General features: G+C 38.5%; 19 protein-coding genes and 1 pseudogene. 4 read left to right on the forward strand and 16 right to left on the reverse strand.

What is annotated here, in order from left to right; genetic code table 11:
• Nucleotides 1-293: 293 nt before the first annotated feature.
• From recG to HMPREF0819_RS05365, 8 genes are all read right to left on the reverse strand, one after another.
• The gene (gene recG, locus HMPREF0819_RS05330; protein WP_004233163.1) at nt 294-2,309 is read right to left on the reverse strand and encodes an ATP-dependent DNA helicase RecG; all 2,016 of its coding nucleotides are present in this window, start codon (nt 2,307-2,309) and stop codon (nt 294-296) included.
• Nucleotides 2,310-2,398: 89 nt separating this feature from the next.
• Nucleotides 2,399-3,505: an alanine racemase gene (gene alr, locus HMPREF0819_RS05335; protein ID WP_004233165.1), complete on the reverse strand. Its 1,107-nt coding sequence runs from the start codon at nt 3,503-3,505 to the stop codon at nt 2,399-2,401.
• Nucleotides 3,506-3,578: 73 nt separating this feature from the next.
• Nucleotides 3,579-3,932 carry a holo-ACP synthase gene (gene acpS / locus HMPREF0819_RS05340; protein ID WP_004233166.1) on the reverse strand — a complete coding sequence of 118 codons (354 nt, stop codon included), beginning with the start codon at nt 3,930-3,932 and terminating at the stop codon, nt 3,579-3,581.
• A 118-nt stretch (nt 3,933-4,050) separates the two neighbouring features.
• Entirely contained in the window at nt 4,051-5,106 is a 1,056-nt protein-coding gene (locus HMPREF0819_RS05345; RefSeq protein ID WP_004233167.1) for a 3-deoxy-7-phosphoheptulonate synthase, read from the reverse strand.
• A 2-nt stretch (nt 5,107-5,108) separates the two neighbouring features.
• A complete protein-coding gene (locus HMPREF0819_RS05350; RefSeq protein WP_004233168.1) occupies nt 5,109-6,140 on the reverse strand; it encodes a 3-deoxy-7-phosphoheptulonate synthase in 1,032 nt (343 codons plus the stop codon).
• Nucleotides 6,141-6,231: 91 nt separating this feature from the next.
• Entirely contained in the window at nt 6,232-8,754 is a 2,523-nt protein-coding gene (secA, locus tag HMPREF0819_RS05355; RefSeq protein ID WP_044023357.1) for a preprotein translocase subunit SecA, read from the reverse strand.
• A 297-nt stretch (nt 8,755-9,051) separates the two neighbouring features.
• On the reverse strand, nt 9,052-9,933 hold the full coding sequence (gene scrK / locus HMPREF0819_RS05360; RefSeq protein ID WP_004233170.1) for a fructokinase ScrK: 882 nt from the start codon (nt 9,931-9,933) through the stop codon (nt 9,052-9,054).
• A gap of 154 nt (nt 9,934-10,087) precedes the next feature.
• Nucleotides 10,088-12,046 (reverse strand): sucrose-specific PTS transporter subunit IIBC, encoded by a 1,959-nt coding sequence (locus HMPREF0819_RS05365; RefSeq protein WP_044023358.1) that lies wholly within the window; start codon nt 12,044-12,046, stop codon nt 10,088-10,090.
• 196 nt (nt 12,047-12,242) lie between these two features.
• Here HMPREF0819_RS05365 and HMPREF0819_RS05370 point away from each other — a divergent pair, with 196 nt between their 5' ends.
• Complete coding sequence (locus tag HMPREF0819_RS05370) at nt 12,243-13,682, forward strand: sucrose-6-phosphate hydrolase (protein ID WP_004233173.1); 1,440 nt, start codon at nt 12,243-12,245, stop codon at nt 13,680-13,682.
• 1 nt (nt 13,683) lies between these two features.
• On the forward strand, nt 13,684-14,646 hold the full coding sequence (locus tag HMPREF0819_RS05375) for a LacI family DNA-binding transcriptional regulator (protein ID WP_004233175.1): 963 nt from the start codon (nt 13,684-13,686) through the stop codon (nt 14,644-14,646).
• An 87-nt stretch (nt 14,647-14,733) separates the two neighbouring features.
• Here HMPREF0819_RS05375 and nusB read toward each other — a convergent pair whose 3' ends face one another.
• The 3 genes from nusB to efp all read right to left on the reverse strand — a co-directional run bounded on the left by nusB (nt 14,734) and on the right by efp (nt 16,183).
• Nucleotides 14,734-15,162, reverse strand: coding sequence for a transcription antitermination factor NusB (gene nusB / locus HMPREF0819_RS05380; RefSeq protein ID WP_004233177.1), 429 nt, complete (start codon nt 15,160-15,162; stop codon nt 14,734-14,736).
• Complete coding sequence (locus HMPREF0819_RS05385) at nt 15,155-15,544, reverse strand: Asp23/Gls24 family envelope stress response protein (protein ID WP_044023360.1); 390 nt, start codon at nt 15,542-15,544, stop codon at nt 15,155-15,157. The genes nusB and HMPREF0819_RS05385 overlap by 8 nt, the downstream gene beginning before the upstream one ends.
• A 78-nt stretch (nt 15,545-15,622) precedes the next feature.
• Nucleotides 15,623-16,183 (reverse strand): elongation factor P, encoded by a 561-nt coding sequence (gene efp, locus HMPREF0819_RS05390; RefSeq protein WP_004233181.1) that lies wholly within the window; start codon nt 16,181-16,183, stop codon nt 15,623-15,625.
• 300 nt (nt 16,184-16,483) lie between these two features.
• Here efp and HMPREF0819_RS09390 point away from each other — a divergent pair, with 300 nt between their 5' ends.
• Nucleotides 16,484-16,645 (forward strand): hypothetical protein, encoded by a 162-nt coding sequence (locus HMPREF0819_RS09390; RefSeq protein WP_004233186.1) that lies wholly within the window; start codon nt 16,484-16,486, stop codon nt 16,643-16,645.
• A 38-nt stretch (nt 16,646-16,683) separates the two neighbouring features.
• Here the strand turns inward: HMPREF0819_RS09390 and HMPREF0819_RS05400 are convergent, their stop codons facing one another.
• The 5 genes and pseudogenes from HMPREF0819_RS05400 to uvrA form a co-directional block, all read right to left on the reverse strand.
• Entirely contained in the window at nt 16,684-17,148 is a 465-nt protein-coding gene (locus tag HMPREF0819_RS05400) for a deoxycytidylate deaminase (protein WP_004233188.1), read from the reverse strand.
• Nucleotides 17,141-17,491, reverse strand: coding sequence for a hypothetical protein (locus tag HMPREF0819_RS05405; RefSeq protein ID WP_004233189.1), 351 nt, complete (start codon nt 17,489-17,491; stop codon nt 17,141-17,143). Before HMPREF0819_RS05405 ends, HMPREF0819_RS05400 begins: the two co-directional genes overlap by 8 nt.
• A 10-nt stretch (nt 17,492-17,501) precedes the next feature.
• Nucleotides 17,502-18,563, reverse strand: a complete 1,062-nt coding sequence (locus HMPREF0819_RS05410; RefSeq protein ID WP_004233190.1) for a M24 family metallopeptidase — start codon at nt 18,561-18,563, stop codon at nt 17,502-17,504.
• A 132-nt stretch (nt 18,564-18,695) separates the two neighbouring features.
• Nucleotides 18,696-19,951: pseudogene (locus HMPREF0819_RS09500) on the reverse strand (MATE family efflux transporter).
• 102 nt (nt 19,952-20,053) lie between these two features.
• Nucleotides 20,054-22,879 (reverse strand): excinuclease ABC subunit UvrA, encoded by a 2,826-nt coding sequence (gene uvrA, locus HMPREF0819_RS05420; protein ID WP_004233193.1) that lies wholly within the window; start codon nt 22,877-22,879, stop codon nt 20,054-20,056.
• Between the two features lie 286 nt (nt 22,880-23,165).
• Between uvrA and HMPREF0819_RS05425 the strand changes: the two genes are divergently transcribed.
• Nucleotides 23,166-24,110 (forward strand): magnesium transporter CorA family protein, encoded by a 945-nt coding sequence (locus tag HMPREF0819_RS05425; protein WP_044023362.1) that lies wholly within the window; start codon nt 23,166-23,168, stop codon nt 24,108-24,110.
• The last annotated feature ends 248 nt before the right edge of the window (nt 24,111-24,358 follow it).

Here is a 24,358-nt window from a genome sequence, read left to right on the forward strand (position 1 = left end):
CGCTTTTTAAATCGTTGTTTTTTACAAATAAAAACTCAACCATATCAGACTGAGTTAAATTATTTCCATGGTCTTACGTCTCTTATTGCGGGTAATTCTACTGCCATAGCGAAATATCAAAAAAGAGCACTCCTTCTAGCTTACTTACCGTAAGCTGGTTTCATGTGGATTGTTTTGACAAAATACTTCTTGTAGGTTACTTTAACTGTCATAAGCTTTACCTCTCATTTATTTAGTAAAGTCATTATAAAAAGGCAAGCTTAAGCTTGCCTTGCAAAAAACTTTCAATAACCTTAATCGAAATTTCCTTTATCTTTGAGATTTTGGCTAATGACTTGCCACAGTGGATTGCTTTTCCAATCTTTTTCTGAAACAATCTGACTTGCAACGCGCCTTGCCTCTTCAAGAATATTATAATCTTCAACGATATCAGCCACTTGGAATTCTGGAATTCCTGATTGGCGTGTTCCGAAGATTTCACCTGAACCACGCATTTTAAGGTCAGCTTCTGCCAAGACAAAACCATCTGTGGTTTCTGTCATGATTTTCATGCGTTCCTTACCTGTCTGAGTCTTAGGATTTGCGACTAAAATAGCATACGATTGTTTTTGCCCACGTCCGACACGTCCGCGCAGCTGATGTAGCTGACTAAGCCCAAAACGATCAGCATCCATGATAATCATGATAGTTGCATTTGGCACATTGACACCAACTTCAATAACTGTCGTTGATACCAGAACCTGACTTTTTTGCGCCTTAAAATCTTGCATGATGGCTTCTTTCTCGTCATTTTTCATGCGACCATGCATCAAAGAAACTTCAGCTGTTCGATCAAAATAAGCAGAAAGTTCTTCATGCAAAGCAATAGCATTCTTCAAGTCAAGCGATTCTGATTCTTCAATCAAGGGTGAAATCACATAAGCCTGAGCTCCTTTTTGGAGCTCTTTTTTCACCCAATCAAGTACAACCTCCAATTGCTCATGTTTCACCCAACGTGTAATAATTGGTTTCCGACCTGCTGGCAATTCGTCAATGATTGAAACATCCATCTCACCAAAGGCAGTAATGGCGAGCGTACGAGGGATAGGTGTCGCAGTCATCATGAGCACATCAGGATTTTCCCCTTTTTCACGGAAAATACGACGCTGATTAACTCCAAAGCGATGCTGCTCATCCGTAATGACAAGTCCCAGACGATGGTAGCTCACCGCATCTTGAATAAGCGCATGCGTTCCTACAATCATGTCCACAGAACCATCAGCAATCGCCGTAAGAGCTGCCTTTTTAGCCGCCGATTTCATTCCCGATGTCAAAATGGCAATGGATAAATCAGGAAAGAGTTGCGTCAGACTCTCAAAATGTTGCTCTGCTAAAATTTCTGTTGGCACCATCAAAGCAGACTGAAAACCAGCCGTATACGCAGCATACATGGCAAGACTAGCAACAACAGTTTTACCCGAACCAACATCCCCTTGCAAAAGACGATTCATGTGCCCACCAGAGCGCATATCAGACAAAATGTCACTTAGACTTCGTTTCTGACCACCCGTTAGAACAAATGGCAGAGCTGCAATCTTTTCAGCCATTTTCTTCTCGTCAAAAGCAATCGCAAGGCCATTTGCTTCAGATTTGTTATCAGCCTTCAAGGCTTGCAGATTCATTTGGAAATAAAAGAGTTCTTCAAACTTGATACGTCGAAGAGCTTGCTTGTATTCAGCTAAATCTTTTGGAAAATGCATAGCAGCTGTTGCTTTCGCTCGACTCAGCAAACGGTATTTCTCCAAAAGCACCTGCGGTAAATTCTCAGGCAACCAGTTTTGAGCACCAATTTCAAAAGCTGACTTAATAGCCTTAACTAGCGCTACCTGTGAGATGCCTTGTGCTACTCGGTAAACAGGTTGCATATCGTCTTCCACCTGCGCTAAAATCTTCATTCCTGTCACTGCAGATTTTAGGGCATCCCATTTTCCAAAAATCGCCACATCACTGCCAAGCTCTACCTTGTCAGAAAGATAAGGTTGGTTGAAAAATGATACCGTAATAACAGCCTCGCCTTGTCGAATTTTAAAGGACAGACGGTTACGCTTATAACCATAATATTGTACATTAGCTGGTGTGACGACTGTACCAGTGATGACAGCCTTTTCACCATCAACTAAATCTAAAGCACTTTTACTCTTAAAATCTTCATATCGAAAAGGATAGTAAAGCAGCAAATCTTCAATCGTATAAATATCTAACTTATGAAACTTCTCTGCTGACTTCGGTCCTATTCCTTTTAATTCCACAATTGATGATTGTAAATTCATAAAACCTCACTTTTCTATTATTATAACAAAAATAGATTCTAAATCGCTGTAAGACTTCTCACAACGATTGTAGAATCTGCTTTTATCTTTTATTTTGAATAGAAACGTGGAATTCGGTCACTCAATAGACATAGAACTTCATAGTTGATTGTGCCACGTTTTTTAGCCAAATCAGTCGCTGAAATGACTTTGTCACCTTCTTGACCAATCAAAGTTACTTTTGTACCGATTGGGAATTTTTCAGGCAAGCGAATCGTAATTTGGTCCATTGACACGCGCCCAACGATTTCACAAACTTGACCATTCACAAGAACTGAGAAACCTTGCAAATCACGTGTCCAACCATCGGCGTAACCGATTGGCACTGTCGCAATGTATTCTTCTTTTTGAGCTGTGTAAGTAGCACCGTAGCCAACCGTTGCGCCAGCTGGAATTGTCTTCACGTGAACAAGTGATGATTCCAAGCTAAGAGCTGGTTTAATCGGATAAGGAAGCTCAATATCAGTTCCACTTGGATTCAATCCATACATGACAATACCAAGACGAACAATGTTAAAAATAGTTTCACTGTGCCAAATACTTGTTGCTGAGTTACTAGCATGAACAAGTGCTGGTTTATCACTCAAATTGTCAACAATATTTGTGAAGAATTCAAGTTGTTCATTAAATTTAGTATCATCAGCTTCATCAGCAGTCGCAAAATGAGTGAAGATTCCTTCGACACTAGCGCCAGCTTTTTTCAAATTAGCAATCAAGTTTTCAGCTTCATCAAGACTACGCACACCGATACGTCCCATACCAGAGTCAACTTTCAAGTGAACCTTAACACCTTTAAGACTAATATCTTGCTCAATCGCTAAATCGAGCCATTCTTGGCTGGCAACTGTAAGCGTAATATCATAATCACGCGCTAAAGCAACTTCATTAGGCATAATAACACCTAAAATCAAGATAGTTTCTTCAATGCCTGCTTCACGAAGTTCAAGAGCTTCATCAACGTTAGAAACACAGAAACCATCCACTAAGTGATGCACAGCTTGTGCGACTTTTTTGGCACCATGTCCGTAAGCATTAGCTTTTACAACTGCAAAAGCTTTTTTCCCTTCTGGAATATTAGCCTTAACCGCCTCAATATTTTGACAAATAGCCCCCAAATCAATTAAGGCTCTTGTTGGTCGGTGTAAACTTGAAATCATTTTTTCTCCTCCAAAGCTAGTAAAAATTTATCGACTCATCCAACTTTTCATTTTTCAAACATTCAACAAACAATTATTTCTCTAAAATAACACTTGCTTGTACAAGGTTACCAGTGTGAGAAAGCGACACAAAGCAATTTCCCTCAAAAGGTGACTTGGTAATCACTGGCGCCCCAAGATCGTTACTGAGAATCTCAATATCCTTAAAACCAACTGCACCAATACCAGTACCCAGTGCTTTTGAAAATGCTTCTTTTGCTGCCCAGCGGCCTGCTAAAAATTCCATCTGACGCTTCTCAGCTTTAAATGCTGAAAAAATCTGAAATTCTTTGTCAGTCAAAATCCGCCTAGCAAATCTTTCATTTTTTTCATAAGCTCGCTTGATTGCAGCTATTTCCTGCAAATCAATGCCATGACCAATAATCATACGTCTCCTTTGTGAAAAATGATTTAAACCAATTCAAAATCCTTATTAGCTTAACTCTTAACGATTTCCAAAACTAAGGAGCTGAGAAAATTCCCCAGCCCCATATGTTATTCAATTATTAGAATAGCAATTCTTCATAAGAATCATGACTTAAGGTTACATGGATTTCACGAATCAATTTTTCAGTTTTATCCCATCCTAGACATGGGTCTGTGATCGATTTTCCAAATACCTCTGGTGTATCTTGGCGACCATCTTCCAAGTAAGATTCAATCATGAATCCACGTACATACTTGTTAATTTTATCACTCCAGTCGCGATTAATCAATGTTTGACGTACAATACGGATTTGTTCAAGATATTTTTTACCAGAATTGTCATGATTTGTATCCACAACGATGAATGGATTTTTAAGTCCCATTTCTTCGTAGCGGTCAATTGCTTTCAACAAGTCATCATAATAGTAATTTGGCACATTCTCACCGTATTCATTATTTGAACCACGAAGAATGGCGTGTGCCAATGGATTACCATCTGTTTCAACCTCTGCACTACGGTAAATAAAGTTTTGTTTATTTTGTGCAGCGTAGATACCGTTAAACATAACGTTTAAATTACCAGATGTTGGATTTTTCATACCTGCTGGCGCATCAATTCCTGAAGCAACAAAACGATGTTCTTGGTCTTCTACAGAACGAGCACCAACCGCATGATATGATACCAAATCATCTACCAATGGCAGATTATCAGGATAAAGCATCTCATCTGCTGTTGTCAAACCAGTCTCTGTAATGACACGGTAATGCAAATGACGAACAGCAGCGATACCATTAATCAAGTCAGGCAATTTTGATGTGTCTGGCTGATGCATCAATCCTTTATAGCCATCACCATTTGTACGAGGTTTTGCTGTATAGACACGCATCACGATAAAAATCTTGTCTTTTACTTCTTCTTGAAGTTTTGCTAGACGATGAGCGTACTCTAACACAGCATCTTCATTATCAGATGAGCAAGGACCGATAACCAAAAGAATACGGTCATCCTCACCCTTGATGATTTTCGCTAATTCAACATCACGTGCTTTTTTCTTAGCAAGAAAATCACCTTCTAATTTTGAAAGTTCTTTAACTTGTGCAATATCGATTCTTGCACTTTTTTGATGTATTCCCATAATTATTTACCTAGAGTTTCGTAGATTTCGTGTACAAGTTTCTCAGTATTATCCCAACCAAGACATGGGTCTGTGATTGATTTACCAAATACCTCAGGTTTATCTTGACGACCATCTTCTAAGTAAGATTCAATCATAAAGCCACGAACGTATTTGTTAATTTTTTCATTCCAATCACGGTTAATCAATGTTTGGCGGACAATACGTACTTGCTCTAAATATTGTTTTCCTGAATTATCATGGTTCGTATCGATAACGATGAATGGATTTTCAAGACCCATTTTTTCGTACTGATCGATCGTATCAATAACATTATCATAATAATAATTTGGAATATTTTTCCCATATTCATTAAGCGCACCACGTAAAATAACGTGCGTCAATGGGTTACCAGATGTTTCTACTTCTTCACCATTAAACAAGAATGATTGTTTATTTTGTGCGGCATAAATACCGTTAAACATGACATTCAAGTTTCCAGAAGTAGGGTTCTTCATACCAGTTGGAACACTGATACCTGAAGCAACAAAGCGGTGCTGTTGGTCCTCAACCGAACGCGCACCGACAGCGATGTAAGATACCAAATCATCTACCAAAGGTAAGTTCTCTGGATAAAGCATTTCATCAGCCGTTGTCAAACCAGTCTCTGAAATGACACGATAGTGAAGGTGACGAACAGCCTTGATACCGTTAATCAAGCTTGGTGCCTCAGATGTATTTGGTTGGTGCACCAAACCTTTATAACCATCACCATTCGTACGAGGTTTTGCTGTATAGACACGCATCACCATAAAGACACGATCTTTAACTTCTTCTTGAAGTTTTGCAAGACGATGAGCGTACTCTAACACAGCATCTTCATTATCAGATGAACAAGGACCAATGACTAAAAGGACTCGGTTGTCTTCACCCTTAATGATAGCTTCTAATTCGCGATCACGTGCCTCTTTTTTAGCTAAAACATCACCAGTTAATTTTGATTCCTCTTTGAGAGCATCGAAATTAATCTTCTTACTTGTTGCTGTAAATGACATATATTTCCTCTCCTGAATTAGTTAAGATTTCATCTATTATACCATTTTCAAGAGCTTTTTCAATAAATTGTCAGAATTTTCTGTTGGTTTTTTAAAAATGTCTGCGACCGTGGCAATTTTTGAATTTTTTACCAGATCCACAAGGGCACAATTCGTTACGTTTGACGTTAGAATAATCAATGTCGGATTGTACTTGTACATCTTGAGCAGCGATATTCTTTTCAGCCATTGTCGTAGCACGTTCAGTAGTACGTTCACGTTCTTGTTGGTGAATTTGTGCTTTCATCATTGTACGAGTCACATCAAATTCAATCGCACCAATCATAGCTTGGAACATACGGAAACCTTCTGATTGGTATTCAACAACTGGATTGTTTTGTGCATAACCACGCAAACCAACTGATTGACGTAGTTGATCAAGAGCATCAATGTGATCTGTCCACTTGTTATCCACAACCATCAAAATCAATACTTTTTGGAATTCTTTAACAGCATCTTCATTTTGAAGCTTAGCGATTTGAGCATCGTAAACTTTCAATGCACGATTGTAAAGATCTTCTTTGATTTCTTCGAAATCTAATCCTTCAAGGTCAGATAGTTTGATAGAATCTTCAGCAACCAAGTTTGATTTAGCAAAGTTCAAGATAGCTTTGATACCTTCTTCGCGGTCCGCGCGGCTGTGGGCATCAACAGCACGATTAATCGTACGTTTAATCATTGCTTTGATTTCAGGAGCCAAATCACGGTCTGCAGTGATAACATCATGACGTTCAGCATAGATGATTTCGCGTTGTTCACGCATAACATCATCATATTGAAGGACTTGTTTACGAGTATCGTAGTTGTTACCTTCAACGCGTTTTTGAGCTGATTCTACTTGACGTGTCAACATTTTAGATTTGATGACTGCTTCTTCTTCATCAAGATTCATGCGATCAAGGAATACTTTAATACGATCTGAACCAAAACGACGCATCAAATCATCTTCAAGTGAAAGATAAAATTGTGATTCACCTGGGTCACCTTGACGACCAGCACGACCACGAAGCTGATTATCAATACGACGACTTTCGTGACGTTCTGTACCGATGACACAAAGTCCACCAAGTTCACGTACACCTTCACCAAGTTTGATATCTGTACCACGACCAGCCATGTTAGTTGCAATGGTAACAGCACCACGTTGACCAGCGTTCATGATAATTTGCGCTTCTTTAAAGTGGTTTTTCGCATTCAAAACTTCGTGCGGAATACCAGCTTCAACCAATTTCTTAGAAATAAGGTCTGATGTTTCAACGGCAACAGTACCAACCAAAACCGGTTGACCTTTAGCATGACGACGTTTAACATCTTCAACAACCGCTCTAAATTTAGAAGCAAGTGTTGGGTACAACAAATCTGGGTGGTCAATACGTGCTACAGGTTTGTTAGTTGGAATCGGAATGATGCGCATGTTGTAAACTTCGCGGAATTCCTCTTCTTCAGTTTTGGCTGTACCAGTCATACCTGCCAATTTTTTGTACATGCGGAACATGTTTTGGTAAGTAATCGACGCACTTGTCTTAGATTCTTCTTGGATACGTACACCTTCTTTAGCTTCGATAGCTTGGTGCAAACCATCAGAGAAACGACGACCTTCCATTGTACGACCAGTAAATTGGTCAACAATCAAGATTTCACCGTTTTCACTAACCACATAATCAATATCCAAAATCATAATGTAGTTAGCACGAAGAGCATTATCGATATAGTGTGTTAAGGCAACATTTTCCAAATCATAAAGATTTTCCAAGTGGAAATATTCTTCAGCTTTATCGATACCACTATCAGTTAGACCGATTGTTTTTGTTGGTACATCAATGACATAATCAACACTTTCAAGTGTTTTAACGAATTTATCTGCACGAATGTAAAGTTGACTTGTTTCTGAAGTAACTTGACCAGAGACAATCAAAGGTGTTCTTGCTTCATCAATCAAGACAGAGTCAACTTCATCGACCAAGGCAAAGTTCAATGGACGTTGAACCATATCTTCTTGGCGAACAACCATGTTATCACGAAGGTAGTCAAAACCGATTTCTGAGTTTGTTGAATAAGTGATATCACAGTTATAAGCTTCACGTTTTTCGTATGGTGATTTAGCAGAAAGGTTGATACCTACTGAAAGCCCCAACCAACTGTAAACTTCACCCATTTCAGTCGCGTCACGTGTTGCAAGGTATTCATTAACAGTGATAACGTGAACACCTTCACCTGCAAGTGCGTTAAGGTAAACTGGCATAGTCGCTGTCAATGTTTTACCTTCACCAGTACGCATTTCTGGCACGTCACCATTGTGCATAACGATACCACCCATGATTTGAACACGGTATGGATAAAGCCCAAGAACACGTTTTGCAGCTTCACGAACAACCGCAAAAGCTTCTGGCAATAACTGATCTAGCGTTTCACCATTTTGATAACGTTGTTTGAATTCTGGTGTTTTTGCTTTTAATTCTTCATCAGACAAAGCAGCCATCGCATCAGCGTATGACTCAACTTTCTTTGCAATTTTTTCTAATTTTATTAGTTCGCCTTTATCGTTTTCGATAACAGTTCGTAGAATATTTGCCATCCCAATTCCTTTCGATAAACTTATCATCACATTTTATCATAAAAAGCGCTCCTATACAAGAATACGCTATCATGACAACTAAGCCATAAACTAGATAACACGGTATGATTTTTTAGTATTTATTAATAACATTCTAAGTATTTTCTGAGCATTCACCTGTTTCGATTATACTCTTTTTTCACCTTAACAACAAGAAAGCACTGTATTTCAAAGGAATTATCAGTGTAAAAAAAGATTGAAGAGCAGCCCTGCAGGACTTTTCCTCAATCTCACTTACATCTTGTTAATCAAAATAAATTAACGTTCTGAAACTTTCTTAGCTAAGGCAAAGTTTCCAAGTGTTGCAGAACCATTTTCAGCAACTCCTGGTGTTACGATATATTCAGTAACATCTGGAACTGGTACATAATCATTTAACAAAGCTTTAAATTTATCGCGAACACGTTTTAACATGTGTTCTTGTGCCATAACACCACCACCAAATACGATGACTTCTGGACGGTAAAGAAGTGTTGCTTGAATAGCTGCTTGGGCGATGTAGTAAGCTTGAACATCCCACACGTCTGAGTTAAGTTCAATCAATTCACCACGAATACCTGTACGTGCTTCAAGTGACGGACCAGCTGCCATACCTTCAAGACATCCTTTGTGGAATGGGCAAACGCCGCTAAAGTTATTAGCAACATCATGTGGGTGTGGAGCAACATAGACGTGACCTGCTTCTGTGTGACCAAGACCACCGATGAATTGACCATTTTGAATAGCGCCAGCACCGATACCAGTACCGATTGTGTAATAAACAAGGCTCTTAACACCTTTACGGACAATTGTTTCACCGTAAGCTGAGCTATTAACGTCAGTTGTGAAATAGAATGGGACTTTGAAGTGTTTTGAAATCAAGCCAACCAAATCAACATTAGCCCAATGTGGTTTTGGAGTTGATGTGATATAACCATAAGTTTCTGAATTTTGGTCGATATCAATCGGACCAAAAGAACCAATGGCAATACCAGCCAAATCTTTTTCAAAACGTTTGAAGAAAGCTACTGTTTTATCAATTGTTTCGTAAGGTGTTGTTGTTGGAAACTGAACTTTTTCAACAACTTGGAAATTTTCGTCACCAACAGCACAAACAAATTTTGTTCCACCTGCTTCGACACTACCGTATAATTTAGTCATGTTATCTCCCTTTTAAATGCTATTTTATACACAATATTATACAAAATTCCAAAAGATATATCAAGCATAAAAACGCTTAAATTGCTTTATTTACAAGGTTTTGACTCCATTTAAAAAGAGGTGCCAAAACACCTCTTAAAATATACATATATACTTATTTAAGTTCAAGTAACGCAGCACCTTCAGAAACTTTTCCTTGAGCAACTGGAGTTACTTCAGAGTAATTTGCAGTATTTGTAACAATAATCATTGTTGTATCATCAAGACCTGATTGTGCGATAGCTGAGCTATCAAATGTCCCAAGAACGTCACCTTTTTTAACTTTTTGGTTAGCAGCAACTTTTTGTTCGAAACCTTTACCTGCCATTGATACAGTATCAATACCGATGTGGATAAGGATTTCTGCACCGTTGTCAGATTTCAAACCATAAGCATGACCAGTTTCAAATGCAAGTTGAACAGTACCATCAACTGGTGAGTAAATTGTGTTACCTTCAGGCTTTACAGCGATACCTTTACCCATAGCTCCTGATGAAAAGACTGGGTCATTTACTGATGAAAGTTCTACAACTTGACCTGCAAGTGGGCTAACAACAGTTTCTTCAGAAACACCTGCTTGTGAAAGAGCTGATACTTCTTTAGCAACTTCTTTGCCATCTTTAACAGCGTGTTCGTCTGATTCGACTTGAGCTTTAACAGCATCTGCTGCTTCAGCCGCAAAGACACCTGCTGCTTTTGTTTTTCCGTAGCAGTATGTAAGTGCAAATGCAACAGCGAAGCTAATTAATTCACATACAACGTAGAATGGGATTGAAGAAGCGTTGATTGAAAGGAATCCAAGGAAACCTGCTGAACCAAGTGAAACAGAAACTACTTTAACCAAACCTGCAACTGCTGCTGCAACTCCTGAACCAATCAAAGCACAGAAGAATGGGAAACGGTATTTCAAGTTAACACCGAACAAAGCTGGTTCTGTAATACCAAGAAGTGCTGATACACCTGCTGAAGATGTAAGACTCTTAGTTTTAGAGCTTTTAGTCAAGAACCAAATTGCAAATGTTGCTGCACCTTGTGCAACGTTAGCCATTGAAGCAACTACGAAGATGAAGTCACCATAACCAACACCTTTTGTCCATGCTGACAACAATTGTGTTTCAATAGCTGGGAATGATTGGTGAAGACCAGTCATAACGATTAGTGAATAAGTACCACCAAAGATACCCATTCCGATAAAGCCTGTTGTGTTATACAACCAAACAATAATATCAGTAATAGCGTTAGAAACGACCATCATTGCTGGACCAATGACTGTAAATGTCAAGAATCCTGTAATCATTACTGACAACAATGGTGTGAATGTAAAGTCAACTGATGATGGAAGTTTTTTGTGGAAGAATTTTTCCAATACAGATAGCAACCAAACAGCAGCCAATACTGGGATAACTTGGTAAGCGTAGTTTGTTTGTGCAACATGGTAACCAAAGATATTCCAGAATTCAGAAGCACCACCAAGATCTGGTGTTGTCATAATCATACCAATAGCAGCACCCAAGAATTGGTTAGCTCCGAAACGTTTAGCAGCTGAGATACCTACTAAAATTGGCAAGAACATGAATGGTGCAGCTGACATCAATTGAATCATTGCAGAAATACCATCAATAGCTGGGTACATTTCTTCAATTGATTTAGGGCCGAATAATCCTTCAGCTGTCAAGAAGTTACGTAATGCCATCAAAAGACCACCTGCAACAAGCGCAGGAATAATTGGTACGAAGATATCTGATAGCAATTTAATCAACGCCATGATTGGGTTGAATTTTTTACCACTACTTGCAATTTGTTTCAAGTCATCAGTGGAAACTTCTGAAAGTCCAGTTTCTTTGATTAATTCATCATAAACAAAGTTAACATCACCTGCACCGATGATTACTTGATATTGACCATCAATTTTAAAAGTACCTTTTACATCTGGATTGTTATCCAAAGCTGCTTGGTCAACTTTTGTATCATCCTTAAGTACGAGACGAAGACGTGTCGCACAGTGTGCTGCTGCAACAAGATTGTCTTTTCCGACTGCCTTAACGACGTCAGATGCTACCTTACCATAATCCATTACAGTAACTCCTTTATAAAAAAATTTGTGAACCATTTTTGTAAGCGTTTCACTTAACTACATTTACATTTTATCATAAAAACGTTTTATGTCAAGCGTTTATCATATTTTTTTCTTTTTGGACGAAAACGATTGATTTTTAGGGCGAAAACGTTTACTATATTACTATAGATAGTATTTACAAAGGAGAAAAAATATGGATTTACCAAAAGAAGTGCGTTACCGTCCTTATGAGAATTGGAGCACCGAAGAATTGGCAAAAATTAACAACAATGTCAAAAAATCTCCTTGGCATGTTAGTTACCACATCGAACCAAAATCAGGGCTTTTAAATGACCCTAACGGTTTTTCATTCTTTAATGGAAAATACACATTGTTCTACCAAAACTGGCCATTTGCTGCTGCTCATGGACTGAAACAATGGGTTCACACTGAATCTGAAGACTTAGTTCACTTCCATGAAACAAACGTAGAACTTCGTCCAGATACTAAAAACGATAGCCACGGTGCTTATTCTGGTTCAGCATACGAAATCGACGGCAAACTCTTCCTATTCTATACAGGAAATGTCCGCGATGAAAATTGGGTACGTGACCCACTTCAAATCGGCGCATGGATGGACAAAGACCGTAATATTACTAAGATTGAGAACGTTCTTATACACCAACCCAAAGACGTTACAGAACACTTCCGTGACCCACAAATCTTCAACTACAAAGGTCAATTCTACGCAATCGTAGGCGCTCAAAACCTTGACGAATCAGGCTTCGTGAAACTTTACAAAGCTGTTAACAACAACGTCGAAAATTGGGAAGAAGTTGGAAATCTTGACTTTGATAACAGTGGTTCAGAGTACATGATTGAGTGTCCAAACCTTGTTTTTGTTGATGATAAACCAGTTCTTATCTACTGCCCACAAGGACTTGATAAAGCTGAACTTGATTATTGCAACATTTACCCAAATACCTACAAAGTATGTCAATCGTTTGACACAGAAAATGCAAAACTAGTCGGAGCTTCTGACATTCAAAATCTTGATTACGGTTTTGAAGCCTATGCGACTCAAGCATTCAACGCTCCTGACGGACGTGCGCTTGCTGTTAGCTGGATTGGACTTCCTGACATCGACTATCCAACTGACCAATACGATTACCAAGGTGCCCTTAGTCTTGTTAAAGAACTTTCTATTAAAGATGGTAAACTTTATCAATACCCAGTTGAAGCAATCACTTCTCTTCGTGATTCTTCTGAAACTTTCACTGACAAAGCACAAACAAACAATACTTATGAGTTAGAGTTAACTTTCCCTATAAATCAAAAATCAGAACTTCTGCTTTTTGCTGACGACAAAGGAAATGGACTCAGCTTGACTGTAGATACTAAAGACGGTAAAATTATCCTTGACCGCAGTAAAGCCGGTGTTCAATACGCTACAAAATTTGGTACTACTCGAGAATGTACAATCGATACAAAAGAGACAACAGCCAATATTTTTGTAGATAATTCGATCATTGAAATCTTTATCAATAAAGGAGAAAAAGTATTTACTAGCCGTATCTTCCCAGAAGCTGGTCAAAATGGAATTACACTTAAATCTGGAGACGTCACTGGTACATACTTTGATTTAAAATACTAATATGGTAGCAAAATTAACTGACGTTGCTGAACTTGCTGGGGTAAGCCCAACAACCGTTTCACGCGTTATCAACAACAAAGGTTATTTGTCAGAGAAGACAAAACAAAAAGTCCAAGAGGCCATGAGAACTTTGGGATATAAACCAAACAACCTCGCCCGTGGACTCCAAGGAAAATCAGCCCAACTTATCGGCTTAATCTTCCCTAATATTAGCAATATCTTTTATTCTGAGTTAATTGAATATCTTGAAATCGAGTTATTCAAACATGGTTATAAAACGATTATCTGCAACAGCGAAAATGACCCAGCCAAAGAACGTGAATACATTGAAATGCTTGAAGCTAACCAAGTTGACGGCATCATTTCATCTAGTCACAACCTTGGTATCGATGATTACGAGCGCGTCAGTGCACCAATTATTGCTTTCGATAGGAACCTAGCTCCAAACGTCCCTATCGTTGCTTCAGACAACTTTGAAGGTGGAAAACTGGCTGCTCGCACGCTTCAAAAAAATGGTTGCGAAAACATCATCATGATTACAGGGCACGATAATACTGACTCACCAACCGAATTACGTGCACTTGGATTTTCATTCCAAATTCCTCACGGAGAAATCTTTAAAGTTCCTAACAACTTATCCACAATTCGACGTGAAATGGAAATTAAATCAATCCTCGCAAGCAATCGTCCAGACGGGATATTTGTTTCAGATGATTTAACAGCCATTTTGACAATGAAAATCGCTAAACAGCTAGATATGAACATCCCTGATGATTTGAAAATCATTGGTTATGATGGCACATCATTCATTGAAAGTTACTTCCCATATCTGACTACTATCCGTCAACCAATCGATGAAATCGCAAGTCTACTTGTCGATATTCTCCTAAAACGCATCAAAGGTGAAAAAACAAATAAAGACTACATTTTACCTATCTCATTGATTCCTGGGGGAAGCATTTAAAAAGAACAGGCTAAGCCTGTTCTTTTATATTACACTTTTTACTTATCCACACAACAAAAAAGAGATGTATATAGCATCTCTTTTTTATTATTCAATAACAAACTGACTCAATAAACCATTAACGAATTTTGCTGATGTTTCGTCTGAATATTTCTTAGCGATTTCAATGATTTCATTGACCGCAACACGACCTGGTGTTTCTTCGAAATATCTTACTTCGTAAAGACCTAAACGAAGTAAAGATTTATCAGTCAACGTTAAACGTTCTAGTGACCATCCTGCTTTTAAGTGAGCTTCAATTTGTTGGTCAAGTTCTGCTTGCATGTCGCAAACACCCTTAACAAGATTAAGAAGAAAGACTGGAACTTGAACATCTTCATCTTCTTCGATTGTCTTATCGTAAGTATATGCAAATTCAGCAGCCGCTAAGTATTCTCTATCAAATTCTAGGCTAAAGAGCGCTTGGAATGCACGCTCACGTAGGTCACGTCTTGAATTTGTAAAATTATTAGTCATCCAAGAAATCCTCGTCAAACAATGCTTTCAAATCAGGTTTTGGCGTTTTCTCAGGAACGATTCCTTCAACGTGGATATTTACAGATGAAATAGTCACTTCTGCCATATCGTAAACCGCAGCTTTAACAGCTTGTTGAATTGCGATTGAAACAGCAGGAACGTTGACACCGTATTGAAGATAAACATAGATATCAGCGTTAACTGTTCCGTCTTCTTCAGTGTGAAGATATACACCTTTACCTAAAACTGTTTTGCTGAAGCTGTCTGCCATGGCTTTGTTACGAAGTGAATGAACACCATCGACTTTCGCTGCAGCGATACCTGTGATAACTTCTAGCACTCGTGGTGAAATAACAATATCACCGATATTTTCAGTTGTCATAAGCATTCCCTTTCTAATTAATTTTAAGGATTAAAAGTAAAGAGAGCGGTGCCCTCTCTACCCCCTCTAATGGCAAGCTTAGGCACGTGATACGTAAGTACCTTCTTGCGTATTGATTACCAATTTTTGACCGATTTCGATGAAGTCTGGTACGTTAACAACAAGACCTGTTTCAAGAGTTGCAGGTTTACCAGAACCAGTAACTGTAGCACCTTTGATTGATGGTTGAGTGTCAGTAACTGTCAATTCAACTGTTGTTGGAACAGTAACACCGATAACTTCAGTTCCGTAGAATTGGATTTTAACTTCTGAGTTTTCAAGGATATAAAGCAATTCTTGTTCTACGTTAGCAACTGGGATTTCGTATTGTTCGTAGCTTTCAGTGTCCATGAAGTATGCTGTGTCATCCATTTTGTAAAGGTATTGTGCAGCACGTGTTTCAATGATAGCTTGTTCGAATTTTTCTTCTGGACGGTAAGTTGTATCAAAAGTTGAACCAGAACGTACGTCACGGAGTTTCATACGCATAACTGTGTTACCTTTACCTGGTTTGTGGTGGCTTGCTTCGAGAACTTTGATGAGTTTTCCATCATCTGTTACGAAAGTCATACCTGCTCTAAGCTTACTTGCTTCAATCATTTATTCATTACCTCTTATAAATTATTTATCACTTCATTCTACCATAAAATACGCTATGGCTCAAATCTTTTTGGGTTTCAAAAGAATAACCCTCTCCTACTATTTTAGACTTCATTCTTAAAAAAATCCAATTTTGATACAATAAAACTCTAGAAATTTATTAAAAAGGGAGATTTACTGAATATGAAAGTGAAACTTGGTTTCAGCTGGACAACGCTATTCTTTTATTGCTTTGTGCCACTTTTTTCGTAAAGATTGGAAATGGCTTGACATTATGCTTGGAGCAATGATTTTAGGGGAATGCTCTCACTAAGTCTTAATGTTGATACTGGCATCGGCCTTGGCTTAAACATTGCTTTTGCTATTTTATACAACAACTTTTACATCAATGATTTGTTAAAAAAAGGTTGGACGCCAGCTTCCGAAATTGACGAAAAAATTCTAAAAGATAAATTGAACTAAAAAGACTAAAAGAGCACTTCTTTTGAGTGCTCTTTTTATTAGTCATCAAAATCATCCATGCCAAGTCTCACTTCTGGGACATCGTGTTGAACGCATTCGACACCTTTTTGTTTCATCAATTCGATAGCAAATGGATGCATGCGATAAGCTGTTTTGTAAGTAATCTTCTTAATCCCTGCCTGAAGAAGCGCTTTGGTACAGTTGATACACGGAAAATGTGTCACGTAAATCTCTGTGCCTTTGGTTGAAATGCCTTCCTTAGCACACTGGATAAGGGCATTCATTTCTGCGTGAACGGTACGGATACAATGACCATCTTCCATTTTATGTCCTGCTTCGCTACAGTTATCAGTTTCAGAAACACCACCATTGTAACCAGTGGCGATGATACGATTATCTTTAACCAAAACAGCTCCGACAAAGGCACGATTACAAGTTGAGCGTTTTGAAATCAACTCCGCATTTGCCATAAAATAATCTTCCCAAGAAAGTCTATCAGTCATTGATTTTCTCCTTTTCTACACGATTTTTAAGATAAATTATAATCAGCCCAAGCAGAGCAATTGCCATGCTGAAATACGAAGCAATTTTGTATATGCCACCTGTTGCTTCAATAAAAAATGTTAACCCAACAAGTCCAAGCGCAACATAATGAACAATGCCATTAATGCCAAACTGACGTGATTGACTTAAGGCTGACAAGAAAAGAGCAAGAATGAATTCCAAAATGAAATAATTCTTACTGCTTCCCTGCATTAAATCAATAACAAGCGTAAAAGAGAGCATCGCAGATAAAATCATCGCAAGGATAACTTGTAATTTATCTTTAATAGTCAGTGATTTCATAACATTTCTCCTACAAAACAATCAATTCTTTGGGTGTTACGGTTAAGACTTCACAACCATTTTCAGTGACGACAAGGTCGTCTTCAATACGAACACCGTATTTGTTATCAAGGTAAATTCCTGGTTCATCCGTAATAGTCATGCCAACTTCAACCAACTCATCTGAATTGCCAAAGAATGGAATTTCATGAATATCAAGCCCAATACCATGACCAATTCCGTGTGTGAAGTGCTCACCATAACCAGCTTTTTCAATCACATCACGCGCCAACTTATCGTAATCACGGCGAGTCATTCCTGCCTTAACCGAATCAATAACCGCTTGATTAGCACGCAAAACCACATCATAAATCTCATGCTCCTCATCAGTCGTATCACCAATGTGAATCGTACGCGTCATATCGCTGACGTAGTGATTGTAATAACATCCAAAATCAAGCGTCAAGGTTTCACCAGATTGGATGACTTTCTCACTGGCTACGCCGTGAGGCATGGCAGAGCGGTAACCTGATGCTGCAATAGTCTCAAAAGATACCCCAGATGCACCGTATTCACGCATACGAAAATCAAGAAAATTTGCCACTTGCAATTCTGTTGTCTGACCTGGTTTGATGAAATCAAGCATGTCAGCAAAAGCACGGTCGGAAATCGAGCAAGCCTTACGAATCGTTGCAATCTCAGAAGCATCTTTAATCATGCGCAATTCTTCCATGAAGTTCGTCATAGGTGCCAAGTCATACCCTGCAAATACACCTTGCAGCATTTGATAATAAGCAAAAGATACTTGGCTGTCAAAACCGATTTTACCCAAATTGTCAGATGCAATCACCTTAGCAATCTCAGAAAGAGCTTCTCTACTTTCGATGATATCAAATCCTTGAACCGTTTGCTTAGCAATCAAGGTATAACGAGCATCTGTCACAAACAAACGGCGTGTTTTCGAAATAAAGACAGTCGCTGATGTTCCCCAAAATCCTGTCAAATAATAAACATTATTTTGACCAGTCACCAAAAACGCATCTAATCCTTTTTCATCTAACTTTGCATCAAATCTTTTAAGTCTTGCAAGCATGTCCCTCTCCCTCTCGCTTTTTTAAGATAATTATACCAGAAAATCCTTGATATAATCGCTTTTTTCACGTATTTTCACAAAATATTTAACTGGTAAAATAATTTCATCGCAAAAAAGAACCATCAGGTTCTTTTAAGTTATTGAAGTTACTTTTTTGATAAATAAAATGCTCAAAATGACAAGACTTAAGCCGTAAACAAAATAAAGTGTTTGGTAAGTTTAAAAACCTAAAACTTGAATCACCAATAAAATAGCAATGCTCATGATATTAACTAGAACTGTTAAGCTGACCACCCATTTTTCAGCATGGCCACTTTGTAAAACATTTTTGAACTTTCGTAAAGTGGTGTAGCTGCTATGACTAGCATAGTAAATGCCGTAAGTGCAATGATATTTGTATTGATTTGACTTGATAAGAATTCAGCAAAGATATTAGCACAAAGCGTCACTATCACAGCAAATCCGAAACTCATTAGATAACTATTTCGATAAATCACGCGCATAAATGACTTATTTTCATGCTTTTGACTAGCCTGCAGCAAAAAGACAGAAACCGCACCAGCATACATATAAGCAGGTAAACGAACTATTGAAAATAGCTGACTAATCACTACATAGATAGAGAGAATTTCTAACCCCTGTCTTCCCATCAAAGCATCAAATGCCATGATAAAAAGAACACTCTCAAAAATTTCCTAAATGGTTAAAGGAATCCCAAAAAGAATTAACTCTTTTTTACAAGTTGACTGAGATTTCAAAGCCTCAAAAATCACATCATGAACTAAATAAAAATAATCCAAAACCACTAAAAACAAAGAAGTTATAGCAGAAATCGCTGCGCCCTTCACTCCAAAAATTAGAACCAGATAGTAATTCATCACCACATCAAACAGCGAGCTAACAAGCCCAATCCAAAAAATCGGCTTGGTTTTCTTTCCAACTTTTAAAACATTTGTCAACAAAAATGTTAACAAGGTCAGAAGAATATACGGTGACATAATAACGAGATAAAGTGTTGATAAGTCAAGCAATTCTCCTGAAAATCCATAAAATAAACGTAAAAAAGATTTTCCAAAAGCTACACAGAGGACTAAAAAACCAGCACCTATCACCACATCAAGTAAGAAAGAGGACTTAAACAAATCTTTAAAACACTTCTTGTCATTTTCCGCAAAAACTTGCGCCCCTTTGATATTAAAGGATAAGCTAAAAGCGCCTAAAATCCCACCAAAGGCAAATAAGAAATTTTGAATCACAGATATTCCAGAAAGTGCCACACTTGAGTCATTAACCGCAAAATGCAGTGACAATTGATTAATCAAAAGCTGTGCAATATTGGTCGCAATCAACGGAAAAACATACCGATTAACTTCTTTTGAATAAGACATAAATCCTCCAATAAATCTCGATAGCAGCAAAACAGCGTCGTTCCCCATAAATTGGCTCCATTATGACACAAAAACCAGGCAAGATAACTTACCTGGGCTTTTTTACTTCAATTTATCTTTCAAATATTGTCCTGTGAAGGATTCTTTGACTTTGGCGACTTCTTCTGGTGTGCCTGTAGCAACGATTTGTCCGCCCCCGACACCGCCTTCTGGTCCAAGGTCAATAATATAGTCAGCTGTCTTAATCACATCAAGATTGTGTTCAATAACAAGCACGGTATTTCCATCATCCACGAAGCGTTGAAGGACTTTAAGTAGACGAGCAATATCATCTGTATGAAGACCTGTCGTTGGTTCATCAAGGATATAAAGGCTCTTACCAGTTGAGCGTTTGTGAAGTTCACTAGCCAATTTCATACGCTGTGCTTCACCACCAGAAAGGGTTGTTGCAGGTTGTCCAAGTGTGACATAACCAAGTCCAACATCTTTGATAGTTTGCAATTTGCGTGCGATTTTAGGGATTGGTGCAAAGAATTCAACCGCATCGTTGACTGTCATATCAAGGATTTCAGCGATATTTTTGTCTTTGTAATGAACTTCAAGCGTTTCACTGTTATAACGTGTACCGTGGCAAACCTCGCAAGGTACGTAAACATCTGGCAAGAAGTGCATTTCAATCTTGATAATACCATCACCAGAACAAGCCTCACAACGTCCACCTTTGACGTTAAATGAGAAGCGCCCTTTCTTGTAACCACGAATTTTAGCTTCATTGGTCTTAGCAAAAAGGTCACGAATATCATCAAAGACACCTGTATAAGTTGCTGGATTTGAACGCGGTGTACGACCGATTGGACTTTGGTCAATGTCAATCAAGCGTTCGATGTTTTCCACACCTTCAAGTGCTTTGTGTTTACCAGGTTTGGCAGAATTTCGGTTTAATTTTTGAGCGACAGCTTTTTTCAAAATACTATTGACCAAGGTTGATTTTCCAGAACCTGAAACACCTGTGACTGCGATAAATTTACCAAGTGGGAAAGTCACGTCGATATTTTGCAAGTTATTTTCGCAAGCGCCAAGCACTCGAAGGAAACGTCCATTACCTTTACGACGTTCAAGCGGAACTGGAATTTCTTTAGCACCAGACAAATATTGTCCAGTGATTGATTTTTTGTTTTTAGCCACTTCTTCTGGTGTTCCAGAGGCAACGATTTGCCCACCAAATTCACCTGCACCTGGTCCAACATCAATCAACCAGTCAGCTTGACGCATGGTGTCTTCATCGTGTTCAACGACAATCAAGGTATTACCAAGATCACGCATTTTCTTCAAACTATCAATCAAACGGTCATTATCACGTTGGTGAAGTCCGATTGACGGTTCATCAAGAATATAAAGCACACCAGACAAGTTTGAACCAATTTGTGTTGCCAAACGAATACGTTGGCTCTCACCACCAGACAAAGTCCCCGCAGAACGTGATAAAGTCAAATAATTCAAGCCGACGTTATTTAAGAAAGTCAAGCGGTCTTTGATTTCTTTGACAATCGGTGTAGCAATTGTTTTTTCATTTTCAGAGAGTTCTAGGTGATTTAGAAGTTCCAAATGGTCAGCCACTGACAAATCAGAAACTTGTCCAATGTTCATGCCATTTTCACCGCCCACGCGCACACAAAGCGCTTGATTATTCAAACGATAACCGTGACATGTTGGACATGGCAACTCATTCATGTAACCGCGCATGACGTTACGAGTGAAGTCGCTGTTTGTCTCGTGGTAACGACGATTGATATTGTTGACAACACCTTCAAATGGTAGGTCAATGTTGCGTTCGCCACCAAAATCATTGACATAGTGGAAGTGGAATTCACGCTCACCTGAACCGTAAAGCACAAGATTTTGCTCTTCTTCGCTCAAGTCTTCAAAAGGTGTATCCATATCAACACCAAAAGCTTCCATAGCTTGCTCAAGCATAGCAGGATAATAGTTTGATGAGATTGGATTCCATGGTGCTAACGCACCTTCACGAAGAGTCTTACTACGATCAGGAATCACCAAATCCAAGTCAACTTCTAGTTTATTTCCTAAACCATCACAAGTTGGACATGAACCAAATGGCGCATTAAATGAAAATAAACGCGGTTCCAATTCGGGAACAGTAAAGCCACAGACTGGGCAAGAATAGTGTTCAGAGAAAAGCAATTCATTGCCATCCATAGTGTCGATAATGACATAACCATCAGCCAAACGAAGCGCAGCTTCCACAGAATCAAAGAGACGTGAACGAATGCCGTCTTTATTAATCAAGCGATCAACAACGATTTCGATATTGTGCATTTTACTCTTAGAAAGCTCTGGCACCTCTGAAATATCATAAATCTCACCATCCACGCGCACACGTACATAACCGTCTTTTTGAATGCGGTCAAAAATCGTTTTGTGTTGTCCTTTTTTACGACGAACCACAGGCGCCAAAATCTGCATACGGGTACGTTCTGGCAATTCCAAAACTTGGTCAACAATCTGTTCAACAGATGATGCCGTAATAGCACCGTGCCCATTAATACAGTAAGGCGTCCCCACACGAGCGTACAAAAGGCGCAGATAATCATTGATTTCTGTCGTTGTTCCTACAGTAGAGCGCGGGTTTTTACTAGTTGTTTTTTGGTCAATGGAAATCGCTGGGCTAAGCCCCTCAATCGAATCCACATCAGGTTTTTCCATATTTCCAAGAAACATACGGGCATAAGCTGACAAGCTTTCAACATAGCGACGTTGCCCTTCTGCGTAAATCGTATCAAATGCCAAACTTGATTTTCCTGAACCAGACAAACCAGTCACAACGACCAACTTATCCCGAGGAATTTCAACATTGATATTTTTCAAATTGTGGGCTCGAGCCCCACGAATAATTAATTTATCTTGCATTTTTATGTCACGAACTTAGCTGATAGTTGCCCAAAACTAAGTTCTATTCCTTTCTTAACATGTACAAAGTTCTACTTATTTTATTATAGCAAATTTTTCTACTTTTCCCTGCCCCAAAAAACTGCTAATTGTAGTATAATAGAGTAGTATGTAAAATTTTGTCGAACTTTCATTTTACTTACTAAAAAAATTGAACAAGAACTAGATACGGCACTATCGCTGGTGAACCTAACTATTCATAGTTTTATAGTTCTTGTATCTCATCGAAAAAGGAGGGGTTGTTTTTATGGAACAAATGTTTCTATCAACAGCGTTAGAGTTTAAAGAAATCAATACATTCGAGCCAGGAGCTTGGATTAATTTGGTTAACCCCTCCCAGGAAGAGTCTGTGAGTTTAGCCGAACAATTTAATATCGATATCACAGACCTTCGTGCGCCACTCGACCTTGAAGAAACATCACGTATCTCTGTCGAAGACGATTACACTTTGATTATCGTCGACGTCCCAACCTACGAAGAACGTAATAACAAAAGCTATTATGTGACAATTCCACTAGGTATCATCGTAACTGACAACGCTGTTATCACAACGTGTTTGCAAGAATTAACCCTATTTGATAACTTCTTCAATCATCGTGTGAAAAACTTCTATACCTTCATGAAGACACGTTTTGTTTTCCAACTGCTTTATCGTAACGCGGAGCTATTCCTAACAGCCCTTCGTTCTATCGACCGTCAAAGTGACCGAATCGAAGCTGAATTGGAAAATGCAACTCGTAACGAACAACTCATCGACATGATGGAGCTTGAAAAATCTATCGTCTACTTGAAAGCCTCATTGAAATTCAATGAACGTATCGTTAAAAAACTTTCAAGTAGTACCAGCTCTTTGAAAAAATATATCGAAGACGAAGATTTGCTTGAAGATACTTTGATTGAAACACAACAAGCGATTGAGATGGCTGGCATTTATGAAAATGTCTTGAATGCCATGACCGAAACAACTGCTTCAATCATCAACAACAACCAGAATACAATCATGAAAACCTTGGCACTCATGACCATGGCACTTGATATTCCGACCGTTGTCTTCTCAGCTTACGGGATGAACTTCCAAAATAACTGGTTGCCATTAAATGGTCTACCACATGCCTTTTGGTACATCGTCTTTATCGCAGCCGCTCTGAGCTTATCAGTCGTTATTTACTTCTTCAGGAAGAAATGGTTTTAACAGAGTATGTTTTAAGGTAGCTAAAGCTACTCTTAAAACAATGGGTAGTCTTATATGACTTCCCTAACTCTCTTACTAGTTCGAAAAGTGATTAATATCGAATCACTTTTCTCTCGTCGTAACTTTGCGGAGACAACCTAAAACACTCACTGATTCGAGAGTTAATTATTTTCGAATTAACTTTCTAAGGTTGTTTCTTCAACGCAGGCAACATAAGCTAGAAACTTTTTATATTATTGAAATTTATG

The organism is Streptococcus equinus ATCC 9812, assembly GCF_000187265.1.
In the GTDB taxonomy this organism is placed as follows: domain Bacteria; phylum Bacillota; class Bacilli; order Lactobacillales; family Streptococcaceae; genus Streptococcus; species Streptococcus equinus.